Consider the following 1,776-nt stretch of genomic DNA (forward strand, 5'->3'; position numbering starts at 1 on the left):
AATAGAGTAGGCCCATGCATAGTTGCATGGGCCTCTCACAGAACCGAACGTGCGGGTCATCGCATTCGGCTCCTCCGTGCTTATCCCCTCTGGGGATGATGTTCATTGTAGATATCCACGAGGAAAACTAGACCTCTCGTTTTAAACCACTCATTTGGCATCACTACATGTGTGGCTGTTGTTCTTGAACTCCTCCAAGCGGTCATTCGCATTTCGGGGAGTTCCCTTGTTTTCCAGCCCTTTTTCCTCAGTTCCCGATGGAGATTCCTCAGTTTCCTCCAGCTCCGCATTTGAACCATTCTCAGTCTTCTTCGAATCCATGCATCAAACTTCTCAAAGTCCTTCTTTACATGCCCTCTTCCAAAATAGTTCCCCCATCCCCTTAGGTAAGGGTTGAGCTTCTTCTTAATAAGCTGTTCTACATTTGTAGTCTGGTTTCGACGGGTTATTTCCTTTACTTGTTCCTTAAATTTCATGATTGCTTTAGGGGTTGGTTTTAACCAAAACCCTGGTTTAAATTCGTGCCCTAGAAAGAAAAAGGATTGCTCTTTGTTATTCACGATCTTCGTCTTCTCGGGGTGCACGATTAATCCTAACTCCTGTTCGAGTAGGCGAGTTACACTCCGAAGTACTCGTTGTGCTCCTTTTTCTGTCTTGCAACAGATCACGAAATCGTCCGCATACCTTGTAAGACGGTGACCACGCCGAGTCATTTCCTTATCTAACGGATGCAAATAAATATTTGCAAGTAATGGGCTAATAACTCCCCCTTGAGGGGTGCCTTGCTCATTAAGGTGAAAGGTCCCGTCTTCCATCACGCCACTTTGCAGAAATCTCTCAAGAAGCTTGATGACACTCCCATCCACAACTTCCTCTCGGACGGTTTGAATGAGCTTATCTTGTGGAATAAGATCGAAGTAAGATTTCAGATCTGCGTCGATGACGTACAAGTAGCCGTCCATCAAATCCCTGTGTATCTTCTCTAGTGCCATATGAGCGTTACGGCCGGGTCGAAAACCAAAGCTGCAATCCATGAATGTTTCTTCAAATATGGGTTCCAAGATTCTCTTTGCCGCCGCTTGTACAACTCGGTCTCCCACAGTAGGTATGCCTAAAGGTCTTTGACTTCCATCAGCTTTTGGGATGTAGACTCTCTTTACCGGTCTGGGTTTGTAGGTCTTCGTTTTCAACAGGTGCTGAAGCGTTCTTAAGTTACTCTCCAACTCTGACTCGAATGCCTTAATGGTCATTCCATCTACCCCTGGTGCACCCCGATTGCGCTTGACCTCTTTAAAAGCTTCCTCCATGTTTGGCATCGCCCATATCTTGTCGATTAAGCTGTGCCATCTTCGTTTTCTCGAAATATCTACTCCCTCACGTAGGCTTTCCTGTCTTTTCCGTTTCTTCATGCCAAGCCGGCTTCCCCTTCGTTCCCTAGATGTATAGCTCTGTTTCTGCTTATCTAGTTCCTCTTAAGTACTGCACCCCAGACGGTCTACCCTTATGTTCGACCCCGGTTCTACGGACTTCTTGCCTCCCCGGCTTCTGTCTGGCACATGATGATGGTTCAAGCGGTCTACTTCTCTTCCACGGTTCAGGGCTTCACACCAAGTCCCTGCCTTTTGGGTCAGGGCTTGCACTGGCAACCTTGTGCCAGTTCACTCGCCATTACGGCTTTTCCTGCGAGCTTTTTCGCTACTATCCCTTCGTATGACTGCTCACCATCCTTAGCCTCGCCTTGACCTTTGGTCTTGCACGTGGGTTACCAAAAAAAAA

The 1,776-nt window shown here is 47.1% G+C and carries 1 protein-coding gene; it reads right to left on the minus strand.

All coding sequences use genetic code 11. The features are described from left to right. Positions 1 to 80: 80 nt before the first annotated feature. On the minus strand, positions 81 to 1,409 hold the full coding sequence (ltrA, locus tag J2736_RS34225; RefSeq protein ID WP_310502973.1) for a group II intron reverse transcriptase/maturase: 1,329 nt from the start codon (positions 1,407 to 1,409) through the stop codon (positions 81 to 83). Positions 1,410 to 1,776: the final 367 nt, after the last annotated feature.

The organism is Paenibacillus qinlingensis (genome assembly GCF_031455095.1).
GTDB classification, from domain to species: domain Bacteria; phylum Bacillota; class Bacilli; order Paenibacillales; family NBRC-103111; genus Paenibacillus_E; species Paenibacillus_E qinlingensis_A.

Coding starts and splice junctions, on each gene's coding strand:
- ltrA (WP_310502973.1), bottom strand. CDS start 1,409: ATGAAGAAACGGAAAAGACAGGAAAGCCTACGTGAGGGAGTAGATATT.